At 72.0% G+C, this 21150-nt stretch carries 20 protein-coding genes; 18 read left to right on the top strand and 2 right to left on the bottom strand.

Annotated features, from left to right (window positions below):
- Positions 1-2 precede the first annotated feature (2 nt).
- From bchM to OF380_RS00265, 14 genes are all read left to right on the top strand, one after another.
- Entirely contained in the window at positions 3-695 is a 693-nt protein-coding gene (gene bchM, locus OF380_RS00330; RefSeq protein ID WP_264048802.1) for a magnesium protoporphyrin IX methyltransferase, read from the top strand.
- Positions 692-2107, top strand: a complete 1416-nt coding sequence (locus tag OF380_RS00325) for a PucC family protein (RefSeq protein ID WP_264048801.1) — start codon at positions 692-694, stop codon at positions 2105-2107. Before bchM ends, OF380_RS00325 begins: the two co-directional genes overlap by 4 nt.
- A gap of 12 nt (positions 2108-2119) precedes the next feature.
- Positions 2120-2896 carry a photosynthetic reaction center subunit H gene (gene puhA, locus OF380_RS00320; protein ID WP_264048799.1) on the top strand — a complete coding sequence of 259 codons (777 nt, stop codon included), beginning with the start codon at positions 2120-2122 and terminating at the stop codon, positions 2894-2896.
- Positions 2893-3567, top strand: a complete 675-nt coding sequence (puhB, locus tag OF380_RS00315) for a photosynthetic complex putative assembly protein PuhB (protein ID WP_264048798.1) — start codon at positions 2893-2895, stop codon at positions 3565-3567. The genes puhA and puhB overlap by 4 nt, the downstream gene beginning before the upstream one ends.
- Before the next feature lie 12 nt (positions 3568-3579).
- On the top strand, positions 3580-4047 hold the full coding sequence (puhC, locus tag OF380_RS00310; RefSeq protein WP_264048797.1) for a photosynthetic complex assembly protein PuhC: 468 nt from the start codon (positions 3580-3582) through the stop codon (positions 4045-4047).
- Positions 4044-4346: a hypothetical protein gene (locus OF380_RS00305; protein WP_404810519.1), complete on the top strand. Its 303-nt coding sequence runs from the start codon at positions 4044-4046 to the stop codon at positions 4344-4346. Before puhC ends, OF380_RS00305 begins: the two co-directional genes overlap by 4 nt.
- Positions 4347-4393: 47 nt before the next feature.
- The gene (gene acsF / locus OF380_RS00300) at positions 4394-5431 is read left to right on the top strand and encodes a magnesium-protoporphyrin IX monomethyl ester (oxidative) cyclase (protein WP_264051515.1); all 1038 of its coding nucleotides are present in this window, start codon (positions 4394-4396) and stop codon (positions 5429-5431) included.
- A gap of 1 nt (position 5432) precedes the next feature.
- The gene (gene puhE / locus OF380_RS00295; protein WP_264048796.1) at positions 5433-6251 is read left to right on the top strand and encodes a putative photosynthetic complex assembly protein PuhE; all 819 of its coding nucleotides are present in this window, start codon (positions 5433-5435) and stop codon (positions 6249-6251) included.
- 107 nt (positions 6252-6358) lie between these two features.
- Positions 6359-7576 carry a 5-aminolevulinate synthase gene (hemA, locus tag OF380_RS00290; protein ID WP_264048795.1) on the top strand — a complete coding sequence of 406 codons (1218 nt, stop codon included), beginning with the start codon at positions 6359-6361 and terminating at the stop codon, positions 7574-7576.
- 242 nt (positions 7577-7818) lie between these two features.
- Positions 7819-8790 carry a magnesium chelatase ATPase subunit I gene (gene bchI / locus OF380_RS00285; RefSeq protein WP_264051514.1) on the top strand — a complete coding sequence of 324 codons (972 nt, stop codon included), beginning with the start codon at positions 7819-7821 and terminating at the stop codon, positions 8788-8790.
- Positions 8787-10484, top strand: coding sequence for a magnesium chelatase subunit D (locus OF380_RS00280; RefSeq protein WP_264048793.1), 1698 nt, complete (start codon positions 8787-8789; stop codon positions 10482-10484). Before bchI ends, OF380_RS00280 begins: the two co-directional genes overlap by 4 nt.
- Positions 10485-10495: 11 nt before the next feature.
- Positions 10496-11401, top strand: a complete 906-nt coding sequence (bchO, locus tag OF380_RS00275) for an alpha/beta fold hydrolase BchO (RefSeq protein ID WP_264048791.1) — start codon at positions 10496-10498, stop codon at positions 11399-11401.
- 56 nt (positions 11402-11457) lie between these two features.
- A complete protein-coding gene (locus tag OF380_RS00270; RefSeq protein WP_264048790.1) occupies positions 11458-12981 on the top strand; it encodes a phytoene desaturase in 1524 nt (507 codons plus the stop codon).
- Between the two features lie 100 nt (positions 12982-13081).
- Entirely contained in the window at positions 13082-14098 is a 1017-nt protein-coding gene (locus OF380_RS00265; RefSeq protein ID WP_264048789.1) for a phytoene/squalene synthase family protein, read from the top strand.
- Positions 14099-14591: 493 nt separating this feature from the next.
- Here OF380_RS00265 and OF380_RS00260 read toward each other — a convergent pair whose 3' ends face one another.
- Both OF380_RS00260 and crtD read right to left on the bottom strand, forming a co-directional pair.
- Positions 14592-15491, bottom strand: a complete 900-nt coding sequence (locus tag OF380_RS00260; protein WP_264048787.1) for a carotenoid 1,2-hydratase — start codon at positions 15489-15491, stop codon at positions 14592-14594.
- Positions 15449-16975: a 1-hydroxycarotenoid 3,4-desaturase CrtD gene (gene crtD / locus OF380_RS00255; RefSeq protein WP_404810518.1), complete on the bottom strand. Its 1527-nt coding sequence runs from the start codon at positions 16973-16975 to the stop codon at positions 15449-15451. Before crtD ends, OF380_RS00260 begins: the two co-directional genes overlap by 43 nt.
- Before the next feature lie 93 nt (positions 16976-17068).
- On the opposite strand from crtD, the gene OF380_RS00250 reads away from it, so the two are divergent.
- The 4 genes from OF380_RS00250 (at position 17069) to OF380_RS00235 (ending at position 21147) form a co-directional block, all read left to right on the top strand.
- Positions 17069-17938, top strand: a complete 870-nt coding sequence (locus tag OF380_RS00250) for a polyprenyl synthetase family protein (protein WP_264048785.1) — start codon at positions 17069-17071, stop codon at positions 17936-17938.
- A 1-nt stretch (position 17939) separates the two neighbouring features.
- Complete coding sequence (locus OF380_RS00245; protein WP_264048784.1) at positions 17940-19100, top strand: acetylserotonin O-methyltransferase; 1161 nt, start codon at positions 17940-17942, stop codon at positions 19098-19100.
- A 98-nt stretch (positions 19101-19198) separates the two neighbouring features.
- Positions 19199-20134, top strand: coding sequence for a chlorophyll synthesis pathway protein BchC (gene bchC / locus OF380_RS00240; protein ID WP_264048783.1), 936 nt, complete (start codon positions 19199-19201; stop codon positions 20132-20134).
- On the top strand, positions 20131-21147 hold the full coding sequence (locus tag OF380_RS00235) for a chlorophyllide a reductase iron protein subunit X (protein ID WP_264048782.1): 1017 nt from the start codon (positions 20131-20133) through the stop codon (positions 21145-21147). The genes bchC and OF380_RS00235 overlap by 4 nt, the downstream gene beginning before the upstream one ends.
- Positions 21148-21150: the final 3 nt, after the last annotated feature.

Genomic DNA, 21150 nt, shown 5'->3' with positions numbered 1-21150 from the left:
CGATGACAAGCCCCAGCTACGCCGCGCGCCGCTCGCAACTCACCACCTACTTCGACCGCACCGCCGTCGAGGCCTGGGCGCGCCTGACCTCGGACGCTCCGGTCTCGCGGATCCGCGCCACGGTGCGGGCCGGGCGCGACGCGATGCGGACGAACCTCCTCTCCTGGCTGCCTGCCGACCTCACCGGTACGCGTCTGCTCGATGCCGGATGCGGCACCGGCGCGCTCAGCCTGGAAGCCGCCCGCCGGGGCGCCGAGGTCGTCGCCATCGACGTCTCGCCGACTCTGATCGGTCTGGCGCGGGAGCGCACCGCCCGGGTCGGCCCCGGCCACATCGACTTCCGGGTGGGTGACATGCTCGACCCGAGCCTCGGCCGCTTCGACCACGTCGTGGCGATGGATTCGCTGATCCACTACGCCACGGCGGACATCGTCCAGGCGCTGGCGACTTTCGCGGCTCGCACCGATGCCGCGATCCTGTTCACGGTCGCACCACGCACGCCGCTCCTCACCCTGATGCACAGGGCCGGACGGATCTTCCCGCGCGGCGACCGGGCCCCGGCCATCGTGCCGGTGGGTGAGGCGGATCTGCGCCGCCGGGCCGCTGCCCTGCCGGGTGTCCGCATCGGCCGATCCCACCGGGTGAACAGCGGGTTCTACCTCTCCCAGTCCTTCGAACTCCGGCGGACCCCATGAGCCGCCTCGGCGCCTCCATGGCCCGCGCCCTCCAGCGCGTCGGCCCCGGCTTCCTCCCCTTCGCCGATGCGGCGACGGCGGAGTTGCCCATGGGGCGCCTGCTGCGGCTCGCCTTGTTCCAGGTCACGGTCGGCATGGCGGCCGTGCTCCTCATCGGCACGCTCAACCGGGTGATGATCGTCGAACTGGCGGTGCCGGCCTGGATCGTCGCCGTGATGCTGTCGCTGCCGTTGATCTTCGCGCCGTTCCGGGCGTTGGTCGGCTTCCGCTCGGACACGCACCGCTCGGTGCTGGGCTGGCGGCGGGTGCCCTACATCTGGTTCGGCACGCTGCTGCAGTTCGGCGGGCTCGCCATCATGCCCTTCGCCCTGCTGATCCTCTCGGGCGACACCACCGGACCGACTTGGCCCGGACAGGTCGCGTCGGCGCTCGCCTTCGTGATGGTGGGGGCCGGTCTCCACACCACTCAGACCGTGGGCCTGGCGCTCGCCACCGACCTCGCCCCGGCCCATGCGCGGCCCCGCGTGGTGGCGCTCCTCTGCGCCATGCTCCTCGCCGGCATGGTGGTGAGCGCGGTGGCCTTCGGGCTGCTGCTCGCCGACTTCTCTGCGCTTCGCCTCATCAAGGTGATCCAGGGCGCCGCCCTCGTCACCCTCGTGCTCAACGGGATCGCGCTCTGGAAGCAGGAGCCCCGCAGCCCCGGGCGGACGGCGCGCGACCGGGCCCGCCCGGCCTTCTCGGAATCCTGGGCGCTCTATGCCGGCAGGGGCCGCGCGCGCCGGCGCCTCGTCGCCACCGGTCTCGGCACCGCCGCCTTCTCCATGCAGGACATCCTGCTGGAGCCCTATGGCGGGCAGATCCTGCACCTGCCGGTCGCCGCCACCACGGCGCTGACGGCCCTGCTCGCCGCAGGCGGTGGCCTCGGCCTGCTGGTCGCCGCGCGCTGGCTCGACCGGGGCGGGGACGCCTTCCGGGTCGCCGCCTCGGGTGCGGTGGTCGGCATCGCGGCCTTCTCGACGGTGATCTTCGCCGCACCCCTCGATTCCGCCCGGCTCTTCGCCGTGGGGGTCGGCCTGATCGGCCTCGGCGGCGGCCTGTTCGCCCATGGGACGCTGACGGCCTCGATGGCCAAGGCGGGCCCGGAGGAGACCGGGCTGGCGCTCGGCGCCTGGGGAGCCGTGCAGTCGAGCGCCGCCGGGTTCGCCATCGCAATGAGCGGAATCCTACGGGATCTCGGCGCGCATCTGGCCGAGACCGGCACCCTCGGCGAGGCGATGAACCTGCCCTCCACGGGCTACCTCATCGTCTACCACCTCGAGATCGCCCTCCTGTTCGCGACGCTGGTGGCCATCGGCCCCCTCGTCCGCGACATCGGGATGCCCGCGCCTCGATCCCTCCCCCGATCAGCCTGAAGGAGACCGGCCATGCCGAAGGGTGAAATCACGGGCTACGTCGACGTCGCGCAGGTGGTGCTCTACGCTTTCTGGATCTTCTTTGCCGGCCTCGTCTTCTACCTGCGCCGGGAGGACCGCCGCGAGGGCTACCCGTTGGAATCGGAGGCCGCGCGCGGCCGAGCCATGCCACCGGATCCCTTCCTGATCCCGTCGCCGAAAGCGTTCCTGCTTTCCAACGGCCACGTGAAGCACGCGCCGCAGACCGGGGAGCGCACGCCGTGGAACTACCGCGGCCACAAGCACGAGGTCTGGCCCGGCGCGCCGCTGGAGCCCGATACGGACGGCCTGCACGACGCCATCGGCCCCGCCTCCTACGCCCACCGCGATGACACCCACGACGAGACCTGGGACCGCGAGAAGCGCATCGTTCCCCTGCGGGTGGCCGATCACTTCGTGGTGCACGAGGACGGACCGAACCCGATCGGCATGCCGGTGCTCGGCGCCGACCGGCAGATCGCGGGCACGGTCTGCGATCTCTGGGTCGACCGGGGTGAGTCGCTGATGCGCTACTACGAAGTCGAGCTCGGGGCCGGTGGGCGCCGGGTCCTCATGCCCGCCACCTTCGCCCGGACGGGCCGCTTCTCCCGCACGGTCACCTGCGAAGCGCTGCTGGCGCACCAGTTCGCCGACGTGCCGCCGACCAAAGATCCCGACTCCGTCACCCTCAACGAGGAGGAGCGGATCATGGCCTTCTTCGGCGGCGGTACCCTCTACGCAACCCCGACCCGACAGGAGGCTTTCCTGTGACCGGTCCCGCTCACTTCCTTCCCGCCAACGCCTTCGACGCGCCCCCCGGCCTGCCGGCTCCGCTGCCCCAGGGCGAGCGCATCCTGTGGCAGGGTCGCCCCTGCGGGTTCGGCCTCGCATTCCGGGCCCTGCACCTGCGCTCCGTCGGTCTCTGGTTCGCGGGTCTCGCCCTCTGGGCCGCCTTGCCGCCGGCCCTGGCAGGCGAGAGCCAAGAGGCCCTGAGCGTCGCGCTGCCGACCCTCGCCGTCGGGGTCGGTGCCCTCGCGCTTCTCGCTTTGCTCGGCTGGCTCTCGGCCCGCACCACCACGTACACGATCACCAACCGCCGGGTGGTGATGCGGGTCGGCATCGCCCTGCCGATGACCCTGAACCTGCCTTTCGCCCTGGTGGATTCCGCCGCCTGCCGGGACCATGGGGATGGCAGCGCCGACCTGCCCTTGCGCCTGCGCCCGGGCAACCGCGTCGCCTACCTCCACCTCTGGCCCCATGCCCGCCCCTGGCACCTGAATCGTCCCGAGCCGATGCTGCGCTCCGTCGCGGATGGCGGCGCGGTGGCGCAGATCCTCGCTCGGGCGCTCGCCGCCCATCGCGAGACGCCGGAGGAGGCCGCCGGCCCGGTCCTGCTGCGCCCCCGCGTCGCGCGAGGCCCGCGCCTCGCCGCCGCGAGCTGAGGAGGAATGGGCATGCCTCCGCATCCCTTGGCCCGCGCCGCCGGGCGCACCTCTCGGAGTCTGGTGGCCGGGACCGGCCTCCTCCTCGGCTTCGCCGTCCTCGCTGTCACGGTCGGCCGCGTCGAGGGCGTCGGCCTGACCCGGATGGAGCCGGCCCGCGCCGTCCAGAGCTTGGCGCTCCGGGTAGACGATGCGGGCGACGGCTCGATCACCTTGCGGGATGCCGAGGGAGGCGACCTCGTCGCCACCGTACGGCCGGGCGCGGACAACTTCATCCGCGCCACCCTGCGGGGGTTCGCGCAGGGGCGGCTTCGCGCCGGCCTGCCGCGCGAAGCGCCGTTCCATCTCACCCGCTACGACGACGGGGCCTTACGCCTCGACGACGCGCTAACCGGGCGCAGCGTCGATTTCGGCGCCTTCGGGCCGACGAACTTCGCCGCCTTCGCCCGCCTGATGCCCGAACCCGGAGGCACCCGATGATGGCCTGGTTGACCGGACGCCGCAGCGTCGACGTCCCCTGCACCGTCGAGATCGAACAGACGCCCGAGAGCCTGCATGCCCATGTGGTCCTCGACGCCGCCTTCGAGATCGAGCCCGGCGACGCCGTGCAGGTCCACGATGCCCCGACTTCTGTGCCCTACGGCGAACGCCTCGTGGTGCGTCGGACCGCCACCGTGACCCGCGCGGGGCGCCTCGAACGACTCTGGACCAAGCTCGCGGGCCACCTCGAACTCACCGAACTCTACGAAGTCAGCTTTTCCGAGAGGAGGCGCCTGTGACCGCAGCGATCCAGCAGCCCGTCCCGAAACTGTCCCCGAAGCTCCCCATGAACGAGGGGACCAAGGCCGCGCAGGAAACCACGTTCCTGAGCCCGCGCTTCTACACGACCAATTTCGAGGAACTCGACAGGACCGACGTCGAGCCCGTGCGGGCGGAGTGGAACAAGCTCATCGCGGAACTGCGCGCCGACCCGAACAAGCGCCACTTCACGCGCAACGACGAGTTCGATTGCGACATGTCCGGGCTCGACCCGGCTCTACGCAAGGAGTTCATGGACTTCCTGGTCTCGTCGATCACCGCCGAGTTCTCGGGCTGCGTGCTCTATGCGGAAATGCGCAAGCGGGCGAAGAATCCCGACATCCGCGAGCTGTTCGGCTTCATGAGCCGCGACGAGGCGCGGCATGCCGGTTTCATCAACGACGTGCTGAAGGATTTCGGTATCGGCGTGGATCTCGGCTTCCTGACGAAGTCGAAGAAGTATACCTTCTTTCGGCCGAAGTTCATCTTCTACGCCACCTATCTCTCCGAGAAGATCGGCTACGCCCGCTACATCACGATCTTCCGCGAGCTCGAGCGCAACCCGGACCGGCGCTTCCACCCGATCTTCAAGTGGTTCGAGAAGTGGTGCAACGATGAGTTCCGGCACGGCGAGGCCTTCGCCCTGCTGATGCGGGCGAACCCCAGGCTGACCTCGGGCGTCAACCGCTACTGGATCAAGTTCTTCCTCCTGGCGGTTTTTGCGACGATGTATGTCCGCGACCATTGCCGCCCGGCCTTCCACGAGGCTTTGGGCGTCGACCCGACCGATTACGACTTCCAGGTCTTCCGGATCACCTCGGAAATCTCCAAGCAGACCTTCCCGCTGACCCTCGACCTCGAGAACCCGCGCTTCAAGCAGGCCCTGGACCGGCTCCTGGTCTGTTCGGAGAAGATCGCCGACGCCAAGGCCGAGGGCGGCCTTCTCGGCAACCTCAAGCACGGCGCCTGGATCGCCGCCTCGGCGGTGAACTTTGCCCGGCTCTACGCCCTGCCGACCCTCGACAACCCGATGCCGGCACAGATCCGCCTTGAGCCGGTCTGGTAGGATGGCGGCCTACGCGCTCCCCGCCCTCTACGCGGTGCTGGTCTGGTGGTTCTCCACCGGGCTGATCCTGCTCCTCGACCATCGCCCGCGCGCCACGCACCCGGCCAGCATGGTGGCGGGCACGGGGGTGCTCGGACTGGCCTTCTGGGCGATCGGCGCTTCGGCCGGAGATGCGAGCGAGGCCGGCGCCTACACGGCCTTCACGGCGGCACTCCTCGTCTGGGGCTGGCAGGAGATGAGCTACTACATGGGTTTCGTCTCCGGCCCGCGTCCATTCGGGTGTCCCCCCGGCGCCCGGGGCTTCGCGCGCTTCCAGGCCGCAGCGGCCACCAGCCTGTGGCACGAGGCGGCCATCATCGCTGGAGGCCTGGCAATCCTGGTCCTGACCTGGGGCGAGCCGAACCCCTTCGCCCTGTGGACCTACGGTGTCCTGTGGGGGATGAACCTCTCGGCCCGCCTCAACCTGTTCCTCGGGGTGCGCAACCTCAACGCCGAGTTCCTGCCCGCGCACCTAGCCTATCTGCGAGGCTACCTGCGGGTGCGCGCGATGAACCCGCTGTTTCCGGTCTCGGTAAGCTTCGCCGGACTTGGTACCGCCGCCCTGGCGCTGGCAGCCTTCAGCGATGGAGCGACGGCCCACGAGGTCGCGGGCCTGAGCATCCTCGCCACCCTGATGGCGCTGGCCACCCTGGAGCACGGCTTCCTGATGCTGCCGCTGCCCTCGGCCGCCCTCTGGCAGTGGAGCCTGCCGAAGCTCGCGCGCACCGGGCCGATACCCGCACCGGTCCCGTCGGCGGGCGGGGAAGGCGAGCACCCTTGAGTTCCCCGATCCGCTCCGGCGGATCGGCCACCGAGACGCCGCCACGGCGGTCACGCGACGCGAGCGGGCAGTCAGAACCCGCCGATCACCGAGGGAAGGGGACGGGCATGAACTACGACGAGATCTTCGGCTCCGCTTTGGCCGGCCTGCATCGCGAGGGACGCTACCGCGTCTTCACGGACCTCGAACGGCAGGCGGGCCGCTTCCCGCACGCCACCCACCACACGCCGGAGGGCACGAAGGCCGTCACCGTCTGGTGCTCGAACGACTATCTCGGCATGGGCCAGCACCCTGCGGTCCTCGGCGCCATGCACGAGGCCCTCGACCGCTGCGGGGCGGGCGCCGGCGGCACCCGCAACATCTCGGGCACCAACCACTACCACGTGCTCCTGGAGCGCGAGCTCGCCGACCTTCACGCCAAGGAGGCCGCGCTGCTTTTCACCTCAGGCTACGTCTCGAACTGGGCGGCGCTGGGCACCCTCGGCGCGCAGATGCCCGGCTGCGCAATCTTCTCGGATGCCGGCAACCACGCCTCGATGATCGAGGGCATCAAGGCGAGCCGCGCCGAGCGGCACATCTTCCGCCACAACGACCCCGACGACCTCGACCGCAAGCTGCGGCTCGTGGACCCCGGGCGCCCGAAGATCGTGGCCTTCGAATCCGTCTACTCCATGGATGGTGACATCGCGCCGATCGCCGAGATCTGCGACGTGGCGGAGGCGCACGGAGCCCTGACCTACCTCGACGAGGTCCACGCGGTCGGGCTCTACGGTGCGCGCGGCGGCGGCATCTCGGAGCGGGAGGGCCTCGCCCACCGCATCGACGTCATCGAGGGCACGCTGGGCAAGGCTTTCGCGGTCCATGGCGGCTACATCACGGGCTCGGCCCGGCTCTGCGACTTCGTGCGCAGCTTCGCCTCGGGCTTCATCTTCACCACCTCGCTGCCGCCCGCCGTGGCGGCCGGGGCCACGGCGAGCATCCGCCATCTCAAGGCCAGCGGCGCCGAGCGCGCCCGGCATGGGGAGCGGGTGGCCACCGTGCGGGCCCGGCTGGATGCCGCCGGCATCCCGACCCTCGCCAACGACAGCCACATCGTGCCGGTGATGGTCTGCGACCCGGTGCTCTGCAAGGCGATCAGCGACACCCTGCTCGACGCGTTCGGCATCTACGTCCAGCCGATCAACTATCCTACCGTCCCGCGCGGCACCGAGCGCCTGCGCATCACGCCCTCGCCGCTTCACTCGGACGCCGACATCGATCACCTCGTCGGGGCTCTCACCGCGATCTGGGGCCAAATGGGCATGCAGCGCGCCGCCGCCGAGTAGGACACGCATTCGTCCTTCCCCCGTACGGCGGGGAAGGCAGGCGCAGACCCGAGGGGGAGTCCAAGCCCATGATCGCCAACGGATCGAGCCGAGCGATGTCCGGCGAACCCGCCGCCATTGCATCCTCGAACGCGAACACCCCGATTCTCCGGGCCGCCGGACGCACGAAGGCATCGCGCCGAGAGACAGGCGTACACGCGCCAGCCACCTTCCCCTTCTCGGCCATCGTCGGCCAGGACGAGATGCGCCGCGCGCTCCTCATCGCCGCCGTGGACCCCTCGGTCGGCGGCGTGCTGGTGTTCGGGGATCGGGGCACCGGGAAATCCACGGCCATCCGGGGGCTCGCTGCCCTGTTGCCGCCGATGGCAGCGGTGGCGGGCTGTCCGTATTCCTGCGATCCCGGTCGTCCGGCGGACCTCTGCGATCGCTGCCGCGAGCAGGCGACCCTGCGCACGGAAAGGATCCCCGTGCCCGTGGTGGACCTTCCGCTCGGCGCCACCGAGGACCGGGTGGTCGGCGCCCTGGATCTCGAGCGCGCCCTGACCCGTGGCGAGAAGGCCTTCGAGCCGGGTCTGCTCGCCAGGGCCAATCGGGGCTTCCTCTACATCGACGAGGTCAACCTCCTCGACGATCACCTCGTGGATCTGCTCCTCGACGTGGCCGCCTCGGGCGTGAACACCGTGGAGCGCGAGGGCCTGAGCCTGCGCCATCCGGCGCGGTTCGTGCTCGTCGGCAGCGGCAATCCGGAGGAGGGCGAACTGCGGCCCCAACTCCTCGATCGTTTCGGCCTCGCCGTCGAGGTGACGACCCCCACGGACCTGCCGACCCGCATCGACGTGGTGCGCCGGCGCGACGCCTACGAGCGTGACCCAGCCGGGTTCTGTGCCGCCCATGCGGGAGCCGACCGCGCCATCCGCCGGACCCTCACCGCCGCCCGCGCGCGATTGCCCGGCCTCACCGTCCCGGACGCCACACTGGAGGCGGCGGCCCGGCTCTGCCTGGCGCTGGGCACGGACGGCCTGCGCGGCGAACTCACCCTGATGCGCACCGCGCGCGCGCTCGCCGCCTACGAAGGCGCCGAAACCGTGGGCCGGGACCACCTCGCCCGGATCGCCCCCTCGGCCCTGCGCCACCGTCTGCGCCGTAACCCCCTCGATGAATCCGGCTCCACCGCGCGGGTCGTACGCGCCGTAGCGGACATCCTCGCCCCGTGAGCGCGCCGTGGTTCCTGGCCTTGCGAGCGGCACGCCTGGCCGCCACCGATCCCCATGGCTGCGGCGGCATCGTGGTCCGAGCTGGGGCAGGGCCGGTTCGGGATCGCTGGCTCGAACACCTGCGCGCGCATCTGGCGCCCGGGCGGCGCCTCTGGCGCATGCCGCCCGGGATCTCTGACGAACGGCTGCTGGGCGGCCTCGACCTCGCCGCGACCCTCGCCGCCGGGCGGCCGGTGCCGCAGTCCGGCCTTCTGGCGCAGGCCGATGGCGGGTTCCTCGTCGTGCCCATGGCCGAGCGCCTGACGCCCGGCACCGCCGCCCGTCTTGCGGGCGCCCTCGACACGGGGCGGATACAGAGTCTGGGCGGCGGGCTCGCGCCCGCCAGGATCGGCCTGATCCTCCTCGACGAGGGCGAGGGCGATGAAGGGGCTCCGGAGGCGCTAATGGATCGCCTCGCCTTCCACCTCGACCTAACCGGCATCGCCTGGGGCGAAACCGGCGCGGGGGCACCGGAGGAGATGTTTGGGGCCGGGGGGATCATGCATCCATCCGAGGCTGCCGTCAGCGACCTGTGCGCGGCGGCCGCCCATCTCGGCATTGCATCCTTGCGCGCACCGCTCCTTGCCCTGCGCGTCGCTCGCCTCGCCGCGGCCCATGCCGGTCGCGGCGCGTTCAACGCCGACGACATCCGGGAGGCGGCCTGCCTCGTCCTGGCGCCCCGTGCAACGCGGATGCCTCCCGGCGCCGAGAATGACACGGATGCCGGCGCCGATGACGCGACCCGAGAGGCGCGGGACGGGTCGTCGGCGCAGGGTTCCGAACGCCTCGAAGCTTCGGCCGAGAGCGTGGTTGCGGCGGCCCGGGCGGCGATCCCGGCGGGCCTCCTTGCGCAATTGCAGGGCATGACGGATCGGGGACCAGCCCCGAAAGCCGGGAAGGCGGGTGCGCCGCGCGCTGCGACCCGGTCGGGTCGTCCGGCCGGAACGCGCCCGGGCCATCTGCGCGAAGGACGGCTCGCGCTCATCGAGACCCTGCGCGCCGCCGCACCCTGGCAGCGGCTGCGCGGAGCTGGCGGGGCGGGCAGCGGGGCCATCCGGCTGCGGGCGTCGGATGTCCGGATCAGCCGCTTCCGTCAGCGCAGCGAAACCACCACGATCTTCGCGGTGGACGCTTCTGGCTCTGCAGCCCTCGAGCGTCTCGCCGAGGTGAAGGGAGCTGTCGAATGCCTTCTCGCGGAGGCATACGTCCGTCGCGACAGGGTCGCCCTGGTGGCCTTCCGGGGCACAGGTGCGGAGATCGTCCTACCCCCGACCCGGGCCCTGGCACGAGCTCGCCGTGACCTCGGCGCCTTGCCGGGGGGCGGGGGCACACCGCTCGCGTCCGGCCTCGACAAGGCTGGCGACCTCGCCCGCGCGATCGAGCGGGCGGGGGGCTCCGCAACCCTCGTCGTACTCACCGACGGGCGCGCCAATATCACACGCTCCGGAGCGCCCGGCCGGGTCGAAGCGGGTGCGGACGCCCTGCAGGCGGCCCGGCTGCTCCGCGCCTCGGCGATCCGCACGATCCTCATCGACACCGCCGCGCGGCCGCAGGATTCCGCGCGCCGCCTCGCCGAGGCCATGGGTGCGCGCTATCTGCCGCTTCCCTACGCCGATGCGGCGGTGATGAGCGCCGCGATCCGGTCGGCGCGATAGGGGCTGGTGCGATGCGGACGGCGAGCGACCGACCCCTCTGGGAGCGCGACGGCGCGGATTGGCCAAACCGCTCGGCGAGCCGCTTCGTCGTGGCCTCCGACCTGACCTGGCACGTTCAGGAGCTCGGCGCGCCGGAGGCACCGGTCCTGCTGCTACTCCACGGTACGGGGGCGGCGACCCATTCCTGGGCCGGCCTCGCGCCACTCCTCGCCGCGCACTTCCGGGTGGTCGCGCTGGATCTCCCGGGGCACGGCTTCACCGATCCGCTGCCCCCCGGCCGGTTGTCCCTGCCTGGCATGGCCTCGGCGATCCGCGATCTCCTCACGACTTTGGCCGTGGAGCCGGCGATCGTGGTCGGGCATTCCGCGGGCGCCGCGATCCTCGCACGCCTCTGCCTCGACGGAGCGCGGCCGCATCTGCTGGTGGCGCTCAACGGCGCGCTCACCCCCTTTCCGGGTCTCGCCTCCGTGCTGTTCCCGGGCCTCGCCCGCATGCTGTTCCTCAATCCGGTCACGCCACGGATCTTCGCCTGGACGGCCGATCGCCCAGCGGTGGAGCGCCTGATTCGGGGCACCGGATCCCGCCTCGATCCCCGGGCGCTGGATCTTTATCGGCGGCTGTTCCGATACCCTGGCCATGTGGCCGGCGCGCTGGGAATGATGGCGAACTGGGACCTCGCCGCCCTCGACCGCGACATCGACCGGCTCACTGTGCCGACGCTGCTCCTCGTGGGCGGTGACGACCGGGCCATCGCCCCAGAGACTGCTTTCGCGCTCAAGGAACGGCTCGCGGACGCGCGGGTCCGCCTGCTTCGCAACCTCGGGCACCTCGCCCACGAGGAAGCGCCTGACCGAGTTGCTGAAGTCATTCTAGAGGCCGCTGGCACTGCCCTGACGGAGCGGTGCGAGACCAGCTGACGGCGAACGCAACTCCGTACTTGCACCTCAGCGTGCTCCAACGCTACTGTCAAACAATGTTGACAATCAACGATGTCCACCATTCTAAATACGCCTCTCGACAGCGGCACGCCGTCGTGATCGGCAGCGGTTTCGGCGGGCTCGCAGCGGCGATTCGGCTAGGTGCACGGGGTTACCGTGTCAGCGTGCTGGAACGTCTGGAGCAACCCGGTGGTCGGGCGCGGGTGCATCGGCAGGATGGGTTCATCTTCGATGCAGGTCCGACCATCGTGACGGTGCCGTTTCTGTTCGAGGAACTGTGGAACCTATGCGGCCGGCGCATGGCCGACGACGTCACCCTGGCGCCGATGTCGCCGTTCTACCGCATCCGGTTTCCGGACGGGGCGACCTTCGACTACAGCGGCGACCGCGCGGCGATGCGGGCCGAGGTCGCGCGGTTCTCCGAGCCGGATGTCGCGGGCTACGAGCGCTTCATGGAGCGCAGCGCCGCGATCTGCCGGCTCGGGTTCGAGGAACTCGGCCACGTCGCCTTCTCCTCGGTGCGCGACATGCTGCGGATCACGCCGGCGCTGCTGCGGCTCGGCGGGCACCGCTCGGTCTACGACCTCGTCGCGCGCTACATCCGCGACGAGCGCCTGCGGACGATCTTCAGCTTCCACCCCCTGCTCATCGGCGGCTCGCCGTTCCGGGCGAGCGCGATCTACTGCCTGATCGCCCACCTGGAGCAGCGCTGGGGCGTGCACTTCGCCATGGGGGGCACGGGACGGCTGGTGGACGGCCTCGTCGGCCTGATCGCGGGGCAGGGCGGATCCGTGCGCTGCGGGGCCGAGGTCGCCCGCATCGACGTCGAGTCCGGGCGCGCCACCGGCGTGACGCTGACGGACGGGACGCGGATCCCCGCCGACATCGTGGTCTCGAACGCCGATTCCGCCCACACCTACCTCGACCTCCTGCCGAACGAGGGACCGGCCTGGGGCCGGGCGAAGCTGAAGGCCTCGCGATCCTCGATGGGGCTGTTCGTCTGGTACTTCGGCACGAACCGGCAATTCCCCGGGATCGCCCACCACACCATCCTGATGGGGCCGCGCTATCGCGAACTGATCGCGGATATCTTCGTGCGCAAGGTGCTGGCGCCGGATTTCAGCCTCTACCTGCACCGGCCCACCGCCACCGACCCGAGCCTCGCCCCACCGGGCTGCGACGCCTTCTACGTGCTGGCCCCGGTGCCGAATCTCGCCGGCGGGCAGGACTGGGCGGCCCTCGCCGAACCCTACCGGCAGGCCATCGAGGCCCATCTGGAGGCGAGCGTGATGCCGGGCCTGTCCGGCTCGATCGTGACCTCGCGGGTGACGACGCCGGCCGATTTCGCGAGCGATTTCCTCAGCTTCCGCGGCTCCGGCTTCGGCCTGGAGCCGGTCCTGACGCAATCGGCGTGGTTCCGGCCCCACAACGCCTCGTCGGCCGTGCGCAACCTCTACCTCGTCGGCGCCGGCACCCATCCGGGCGCGGGCCTGCCCGGCGTCCTCTCCTCGGCCAAGGTCCTCGACACGGTGGTGCCGGATGCACGCGTTCATGCCTGAGGCCGCAAGGCCGTCTCCTGCGAAACATGAGGCCGTAGGGCCGAAACTTCCAACACATCCGGCCGCGAGGCCGCCCCTCTGGGCGATTCCCCATGCGGATGTGGCCGACCACGCCGCCTGCCGGGCGGCGATCCGCAACGGCTCGCGCAGCTTCTTTGCCGCCTCCGCCCTGCTGCCGGCGCGCGTGCGGCGCCCGGCCTACGGGCTCTACGCCTTCTGCCGGCTCTCCGACGACGCGGTGGACGACGCGGCCGCGCGCGACCGGCCGGCCGCCCTCGCGCGACTCGCGGCGCGACTCGCCCGGATCTACGAGGACGCGCCCTGCGACGCTCCCGCCGACCGGGCCATGGCGGACCTCGTGGTGGCCCATCACCTGCCGCAAGCCCTGCCGCAGGCCCTGATCGAGGGTCTGGCCTGGGATGCGGGCGGCCGCCGCTACGAGACCCTGTCGGACCTCACCGCCTACGCGGCGCGGGTGGCCGGCAGCGTCGGGGCGATGATGGCGGTGCTGATGGGTGTGCGCGCGGCCCCCATCCTCGCCCGTGCCTGCGAGCTCGGGGTGGCGATGCAGTTCACCAACATCGCCCGCGATGTCGGCGAGGATGCCCGCGCCGGACGGCTCTACCTGCCGCTGGCCTGGATGCGGGAAGCCGGGCTCGACCCGGAGCAATTCCTCGCCGACCCGCGCCCGAGCCCGGCGCTGCAGGGCGTCGTCGCCCGTCTCCTCGCGGTGGCGGAGGGGCTCTATGCCCGCTCCGAACCGGGCATCGGCGGGCTTCCCCTCGATTGCCGGCCCGCGATCCGGGCCGCGCGGCTGATCTACGCGGAGATCGGCCGCGACCTCGAGGCCGGGGGCCTCGATCCCATCTCGCGCCGTGCCCGCGTCGGCGGCGCCCGCAAGGCCGCGCTCCTGGCCCGCGCGCTCCTGCCCGTCCCGGGCGCCCGCGACGCCACGGCCCCGCCGCTGACCGAGACCGCCTTTCTGGTCGACGCCGTCACCGCGCGTCCCGTCCCGGCCCAGGCGCCCTGGTGGGACGTGGGCAGGCAGGCGGTCCGGCTTCTCGACCTCATCGAGGCCCTGCGCGAACGCGAGGGCGCGGCGACCGCCGGCCCGTGAGGGCGGATTGGTGAGCGACGGGCTCTTCGCCGCCCTCGATCTCGGGCTGATCTTCGCCCTGGCCCTGGGGCTGGCCGGCTGGCAGCTGGTGGCGCTCAAACGCGGCCTCCGGCGCGACCGGGCCGAGGCGGCGGCAAGGGCCGAGGCGGCGGCAAGGGTCGAGGCGGCGGCAAGGGTCGGGGAAGGCGAGCCCCCGGGCTGGTCGCGTTCCTCTCAGCCTTCGACCGGAGTCGCGGACGGTGAGCGTCGGTATCACGGCTTCCGCTCGATGGGATCGCAAGGTCGAGACGACAGACGCGGGGCTCCCTCTCACGGAAGGAGAGGGGACCCGCAGGTTCCCCGAGAGGGGTGTGAAGCCGGGACCCCACGGTGGGGAAGGGACGACGGCAACCCGGGTTCGGTCCTGAAGCGCGACAGGCTGCCTCGCCTGAAGGGAGAAGGAGCGCTTTGCGGGTCTGGCCCCGAAGGGATCAGGCAGACCCGGTATCGAGCCTCAGCGGGTCCGGCGCGGCATCCGGAACGGCAGCATCAGGCGGACCAGCGGGTTCGCGAAGCGGGTCAGCGACAGGCTCTCGTGCACGGGGCGCACCGCCTCGCCGCGCAGGGTCGTGGCGAGATGCGAGCGCGCATAGAACGGGGTGTCTTCGAAGGTGCGCAGCACCCGGGCCTGCCCGTCGTCGCTGCGGGTGTGGCGGGGTACCCGCCACAGGCGGGTGGGCGGCAGGGCGGCCCGGCACGGCGGCGCGATCTCGCGGGGCGTCCCGTCGGCGGCAAAGCACAGGGTCAGGTCCTGCCGGCTGCCGTCGCGGCGGCGCACGTCGTAGAGGATCGCGGCGCCTTCCCGGAGGTCCGCCCGGCACCAGGTCCAGTCCGTGAAGGCGGCCTCCAGGGCGAAATCGCCGTGGTTCGTGTCGAAGTAGGCGGTGCCGCGCCAGGACAGGTCCGGCTCGCTGAGCGTCACCTCCACGGGCGAGGACGGGGCCATCGGCCACCAGCGATGCCCCCCGGCCGCATCGAGCGTGTGCGGCCCCGGTGTGAAGCCCGGTGGGTGCAGCCGCACCGTGCCGCGCACCCGCGCGGGGATCGGCGCCGTGACCTCGTCGAGGCGGATCGTCAGACTGGTCCCGTCCCAGTCGAGGCCGCTCGGGCCGATCCGGATGTGGTCGGCGTCGCGGGTGAGCGATCCGCGTCCGCGCTCGGTCATGCAGAAGCGGTTGGCGCCCGCTCCGTAGAGCACGACGTTGACGGCGCAGTGGTCGAACGGGTCGCGGCTGCGGTCCCAGGCATAGTACGGCGAGAACACGCTGCCGATGAAGGCGATGATGGTGAGGCCCTGGCGCCCGTCCGCGCTCAGGGCATCGACGTACCACCAGACGTAGCCGTCGCGGTCCACCCGCGTGTCGAAGCGCGGGCGCCGCTCCGGTCCCGCAACAGGCTGTCCGCCGCGATCCGCCCCGATTGCGCCGCCATCGGCACGCCCGGCCCCGGATGCACGCTCCCCCCGGCGAGATAAAGCCCAGGGATCTTCGTGCGTGCCCCCGGCCGCTTGAACGAGGCCATCCAACCGTGGGAGGCCCGGCCGTAGAGCGCCCCCGCCGTCCCCGGGAAGAGCCGCGCGAAATCCGCCGGTTGCGTCGTCACCGGCTCCGCCGCCTCCGTGAGGTCGAGACCGCTCGCGCCGAGGCGCCGCCGCATCGTGGTCACGCATGTCTCGATCTCCGAGGGGCTGAAGGGACGGGCCGGGGCGTTGACGAGGCAGAGCAGGCGCTCCGGCGCGTCCGGGCCGGGGCTCGCGGGGCCGGTGCGGTCCTGGGCGCAGACGTAGATCGTGGGATCGTCGGGCAGCTGCCCGCGCCGGATCTGCGCGAACTCGGCGGCGGAGTCGGCGGAGAAGAACACCGTGTGCCGCTCGAGGGGGAATCCCCGCACGCGTGCGCTGAGGCAGAGCGTCACCGCCGAGAGGGAGCGCTCGGCCTCGGGCACCGGCTCGGCGACGCCGGCGGCCTCGCGTCCCAGTAGCCCCCCGGCCAGGGCGGCCACATCGGCGTTGCAGACCACCGCATCGGCGGGCACCCGTTCGCCATCCGCGAGATCGACCCCGACCGCGCGCCCGCCCGACACGGCGATCGCGCGGACGGGCGTACCGTATCGGAACCGCGCACCGCGCATCGCCGCCAGGTCCGCCACCGCGCCGGCCAGACGGCTCAAGCCCCCGGCGACGTGCCAGACGCCTTGGGCTTCCACATGCGCCACCAGCATCAGGGTGGCGGGGGCGGCGAACGGCGAGGAGCCGCAATAGGTCGCGTAGCGCCCGAAGAGCTGGCGCAGGCGCAGATCGGGAAAATACGTGCCGAGCGCGCTCCAGAGGGTCGTGAAGGGCTGGATGCGCCAGAGGTCGCCGAGTCCCGAGAGGCCGGCCCGCCGCGTGAGGTCGATGGGGCTCGGGCGCTCGCCCCGGATGAACGGGCCCTCCAGGGTCGCGTAGACCTCCGCCGCCCGCGCCCGGAAGCGGCGATACCCGTCCCGCGCGGCCGAGCCCGCGAAGGCGGCGATGGCCGCCTCCGAGGCCTCCGGATCGGCGAAGAGGTCGAGGCGCTCGCCCCGGCCCCAGGCATGGCGGGCGAGGATCACCGCCGGCTCCAGCCCCACATGGGCCGCCAGATCCGCACCGCACTCGGAAAAGATCTCCTCGAAGACCCAGCGCATGGTGAACACGGTGGGGCCGGCCTCCACGGCACTGCCGCCCACCGCGACGCTGCGCATCTTGCCGCCGGGGCGGGCGGCCTGCTCCAGCACCGTGACGTCGAGGCCCGCATGGGCCAGCCGCAGGGCCGCGACCAGTCCACCGATTCCGGCGCCGACGACCACGACCTTCAAGAGCCCCTCCGCCATCCGGATCGAACTTGACGACTGTCAATAAATACTGACACTTTGGATATACAATAACAAGTGACATCGGAGGGACGGATCATGGACGCCAACCGTCGGATCGAACGGGCGCTGGATGCGGCCGTCGCCCATCTCGAGGCCCCCGGAGCCCCACCGCGACTCGCCGAGGCCCTGCGTTACGCTGTCTTCCCAGGTGGACACCGCATCCGTCCGCGCCTCTGCCTGTCGGTGGCCCTCGCCTGCGGGGACGACGACCCGGGGGCCTCCGACGCGGCGGCTTCCGCGATCGAACTCCTGCACTGCGCCTCCCTGGTGCATGACGACCTGCCCTGCTTCGACGACGCGCCCCTGCGGCGGGGCCAGCCCTCGGTCCACGCCGCCTTCGGCGAGCCCCTCGCGGTGCTGACCGGCGACGCCCTGATCGTCGCGTCCTTCGAGACCCTGGCGCGGGGGGCGGCGCGCAGCCCCGGGCGCCTCGCCGCCCTGGTCGGGCTGATCGCGCGCGCGGCCGGCGCGCCGGCGGGGATCGTCGCGGGCCAGGCCTGGGAATCGGAGCCCACCGTAGCCCTCACCGAGTACCAGCAGGCCAAGACGGGGGCGCTGTTCGCCGCCGCCACGGTGACGGGGGCCGCCGCCGCCGGGGTGCCGTCGCTGCCCTGGCGCCTCCTCGGGGAATGCCTCGGCGAGGCCTATCAGGTGGCCGACGACCTGCGCGACGTCGCCTGCCGGCAGGAGGAGGTCGGCAAGCCGGTGGGCCGCGATTCGACGCTGGGCCGGCCGAACGCTGCCGCCCTGCTCGGGATGGGCGGCGCGCTCGCCCGCCTGAAGGGCCTGGTACGCCAGGCGATCGAGGTGATTCCCGCCTGTCCAGGGGCCGACGTCCTGCGGGCCGAGATCGAGGCGCAGACGCGCCTGTTCCTGCCCGCGAGCCTCGCGCGGGAACTGGCCTGAGGTGGCGCGGGGCGCGGCGATCGAACCCCCGCGCGCCCTGAGCGGGCGCGGGTGGCGGGCGCGCTGGCGGGCCTTCCGGGCGCGGACCGTGGCGGATCCGCGCTTCCAGCGCTGGGCCGCCGGATTTCCCCTGACCCGGCGCATCGCGCGGGCGAACACCCGGGCGCTGTTCGACCTCTGCGCGGGCTTCACCTACTCGCAGACCCTGTTCGCCTGCCTGCGCCTCGACCTGTTCGCCCTGTTGGCGGAGGGCCCGCTCCCGGCCGGGACCCTGGCGGGCCGGATGGGGCTGGCGCCCGAGGCCGCGCTCCGGCTCCTGCGGGCGGCGACCGCCCTCGACCTGATCCTGGCCCTGCCGGACGAGACCTTCGCCCTGGCGGATCTCGGCGCGGCCCTGATCGGCAACCCGGCGATCGGCCGGATGGTGGAGCACCACGCCCTGCTCTACGAGGACCTGCGTGATCCCGTGGCGTTGCTGCGCGGAGAGGCGGGGCCGACCCGGCTCTCCGGCTACTGGCCCTATGCGGGCGGGGATGGGCGCGGCCTCGCGGCGGACTCCGTCGCCCCCTACAGCGGCCTGATGGCGGCCTCCCAGGCCCTGATCGCCGAGGACATCCTGGAGGCCTATCCGCTGGGCCGGCACCGCTGCCTCCTCGACGTGGGCGGCGGGGAGGGCGCCTTCCTGGCGGCGGCGGGACGGGCGGCCCCGGCCCTCGACCTCATGCTGTTCGACCTGCCGGCGGTGGCCGCCCGGGCCGAGGCCCACCTCACCGCCGAGGGGCTCGGCGGGCGGGTCCGCACCGTCGGCGGCAGCTTCGTGCGCGACGCCCTGCCGGCCGGGGCGGACGTGCTCTCCCTCGTGCGTGTGGTGCATGACCACGACGATGCGGCTGTGCGCATCATCCTGCGCGCGGCCCACGCCGCGCTTGCATCAAACGGCACCCTGATCGTCGCCGAACCGATGAGCGGCACCCGCGATGCAGCGCCGATCACGGACGCGTATTTCGGGCTCTACCTCCTCGCCATGGGCAGCGGTCGCTGCCGCACCGTGCCCGAGCTGACGGCGCTGCTGCGCGAGGCGGGGTTCACGCGCATCCGCGAGGCACCGACCCGGCGGCCGCTCCTCACCCGTGTGCTTGTGTCAAGCAAAAGTGACAGTTGATGTAAGTTCCTCTTGACGCAAAAAAGTGTCTATCTAAGATGACACACAACGCCCGGGACCGACCGGGCCGAAACGCCGGGGCGGGGAGGACAGGCTCGATGAACGCGCAGGCCGTCATCCTCCATCACCCCGAGCGGATCAGCGTCGAGTCGGTCACCCTCGACGCGCCCGGCGCCGCCGACGCGCGGGTCGCCATCCGCTGGAGCGGCATCAGCACGGGCACGGAGCGCCTGCTCTGGTCGGGCCGGATGCCGGACTTCCCCGGCATGGGCTATCCCCTCGTGCCCGGCTACGAATCGGTGGGCGTGGTCGTGGAGGCCGGCGCCGAATCGGGAGTCCGGCCGGGCCAGACCGTCTTCGTCCCCGGCGCGCGCTGCTTCGGGGCCGTGCGCGGGCTGTTCGGGGGCGCCGCCTCCCACCTCGTCAGCGCCGGCGCCCGCCTCGTCCCCATCGACCCGGCCCTGGCCGAGCGCGGCACCCTGATCGCGCTGGCGGCCACCGCCCATCACGCCCTGGCGGGGCTCGACCTGCGCCGGCCGCTCCTCGTCGTCGGCCACGGGGTGCTCGGCCGCCTCGTCGCCCGCATCGCCGGGGCGCTGGGGGCTGACCCCCAGGTCTGGGAGATCGACCCGGCGCGCCGGGACGGGGCCACGGACTACGCCGTCGCCGCGCCCGACGACGACACCCGGCGCGACTACGCCACGATCCTCGATGTGAGCGGCGATGCCGGCATCCTCGATGCGGCGATCGCCCGTCTCGCGCCCGGCGGCGAGATCGTGCTGGCGGGCTTCTACGAGGCGCGGCTCGGCTTCGACTTCGCCCCCGCCTTCCTGCGCGAAGCCCGCATCCGGGTCGCGGCGCAGTGGCGCCCCGAGGACCTGACCGCGACCCTGGCGCTGATCGGCGCGGGGCGCCTGTCCCTCGACGGCCTCGTCACCCATCGGCGCCCGGCCCCGGACGCACCCGACGCCTATCGCACGGCCTTCGGCGACCCCGGATGCCTGAAGATGATCCTCGACTGGAGCGCCGCATGAACATTCCGGTGAAGCCTCCGCAGATGAGCGGCGCCGCCCTGACGGCCTCCGAGGCCCTGCGGGCGGAGGCCGGCATCGAGCCGGATCCCGTGCCCGTGAAGGCCACCAAGGAGACGCAGATCATCGCGATCTACGGCAAGGGCGGCATCGGCAAGTCGTTCACCCTGGCCAACCTCAGCTACATGATGGCCCAGCAGGGCAAGAAGGTGCTCCTCATCGGCTGCGACCCGAAGAGCGACACCACCTCGCTGCTCTTCGGCGGACGTGCCTGCCCCACCATCATCGAGACCTCCACGAAGAAGAAGCTCGCCGGCGAGCAGGTCGCCATCGGCGACGTCTGCTTCAAGCGCGACGGGGTCTACGCGATGGAGCTCGGCGGCCCCGAGGTCGGGCGCGGCTGCGGCGGGCGCGGCATCATCCACGGCTTCGAACTCCTGGAGAAGCTCGGCTTCCACGAATGGGGCTTCGACTACGTCCTCCTCGACTTCCTCGGCGACGTGGTCTGCGGCGGCTTCGGCCTGCCGATCGCGCGGGACATGTGCCAGAAGGTCATCGTCGTCGGCTCGAACGACCTCCAGTCGCTCTATGTGGCGAACAACGTCTGCTCGGCGGTGGAATACTTCCGCAAGCTCGGCGGCAACGTCGGCGTCGGCGGCCTCGTCATCAACAAGGACGACGGCACCGGCGAGGCCCAGGCCTTCGCGCACGCCGTCGGCATCCCGGTCCTGGCCTCGATCCCGGCCGACGACGACATCCGCAGGAAGAGCGCGAATTACGAGATCATCGGCCGGCCCGAGAGCCCCTGGGGCTCGCTGTTCGCCGACCTCGCGCAGAACGTCCACGACGCGGCGGCCAACCACCCGACGCCGCTCTCGCAGGACGGTCTCCTCGGCCTGTTCAAGGGCGAGGCGGTGGGCCGGGGCGTCACCCTGGTGCCCGCCACCTTCGAGGACATGTGCGGCACCGCGCAGGTGTCGAAGCCCTCCCTCGAAGTCGTCTACGACGAGGTCTGACGC

Origin of the sequence: Methylobacterium sp. FF17 (assembly GCF_025813715.1) — a bacterium.
GTDB lineage: Bacteria > Pseudomonadota > Alphaproteobacteria > Rhizobiales > Beijerinckiaceae > Methylobacterium > Methylobacterium flocculans.
Note: the sequence above shows the minus strand (reverse complement) of the source record. Positions and strands in the feature narration are given on the sequence as shown.

Coding starts and splice junctions, on each gene's coding strand:
- bchM (WP_264048802.1), top strand. CDS start 3: ATGACAAGCCCCAGCTACGCCGCGCGCCGCTCGCAACTCACCACCTAC.
- OF380_RS00325 (WP_264048801.1), top strand. CDS start 692: ATGAGCCGCCTCGGCGCCTCCATGGCCCGCGCCCTCCAGCGCGTCGGC.
- puhA (WP_264048799.1), top strand. CDS start 2,120: ATGCCGAAGGGTGAAATCACGGGCTACGTCGACGTCGCGCAGGTGGTG.
- puhC (WP_264048797.1), top strand. CDS start 3,580: ATGCCTCCGCATCCCTTGGCCCGCGCCGCCGGGCGCACCTCTCGGAGT.
- OF380_RS00305 (WP_404810519.1), top strand. CDS start 4,044: ATGATGGCCTGGTTGACCGGACGCCGCAGCGTCGACGTCCCCTGCACC.
- acsF (WP_264051515.1), top strand. CDS start 4,394: ATGAACGAGGGGACCAAGGCCGCGCAGGAAACCACGTTCCTGAGCCCG.
- puhE (WP_264048796.1), top strand. CDS start 5,433: ATGGCGGCCTACGCGCTCCCCGCCCTCTACGCGGTGCTGGTCTGGTGG.
- hemA (WP_264048795.1), top strand. CDS start 6,359: ATGAACTACGACGAGATCTTCGGCTCCGCTTTGGCCGGCCTGCATCGC.
- bchI (WP_264051514.1), top strand. CDS start 7,819: ATGCGCCGCGCGCTCCTCATCGCCGCCGTGGACCCCTCGGTCGGCGGC.
- bchO (WP_264048791.1), top strand. CDS start 10,496: ATGCGGACGGCGAGCGACCGACCCCTCTGGGAGCGCGACGGCGCGGAT.
- OF380_RS00270 (WP_264048790.1), top strand. CDS start 11,458: ATGTTGACAATCAACGATGTCCACCATTCTAAATACGCCTCTCGACAG.
- OF380_RS00250 (WP_264048785.1), top strand. CDS start 17,069: ATGGACGCCAACCGTCGGATCGAACGGGCGCTGGATGCGGCCGTCGCC.
- bchC (WP_264048783.1), top strand. CDS start 19,199: ATGAACGCGCAGGCCGTCATCCTCCATCACCCCGAGCGGATCAGCGTC.
- OF380_RS00235 (WP_264048782.1), top strand. CDS start 20,131: ATGAACATTCCGGTGAAGCCTCCGCAGATGAGCGGCGCCGCCCTGACG.